The following is a 260-nucleotide window of genomic DNA, read 5'->3' on the forward strand; positions in this document are numbered from 1 at the left end:
GATCACGACGACCCGGCGGCCTACCGGCACCGTGCCGAAGTCGCGCGCGCTGCGAAGCGCTTCGATAAAGCCGACGGCGTTCATCACGCCGCTCAGGTCCTCGCCCGCCATCGCGAGCGCGCGAACGCCGGTGAGACCGATCGCGAGAAACACCGCATCGTATTGATTGCGCAGTGCATCGAGTTGCACGTCGCGGCCGAGCGCAACGCCGTGCCTGATCTCGATGCCGCCCACCGAGCACAGCCACTCGACCTCGCGCT

1 pseudogene is annotated in these 260 nt (G+C 67.7%); it reads right to left on the minus strand.

Annotation, left to right across the window (positions count from 1 at the left end):
• A pseudogene (locus tag SB753_RS38565) lies at positions 1-260 on the minus strand (dihydropyrimidine dehydrogenase); the annotation flags it as partial.

Origin of the sequence: Paraburkholderia sp. SIMBA_053 (genome assembly GCF_046534895.1) — a bacterium.
GTDB lineage: Bacteria > Pseudomonadota > Gammaproteobacteria > Burkholderiales > Burkholderiaceae > Paraburkholderia > Paraburkholderia caledonica.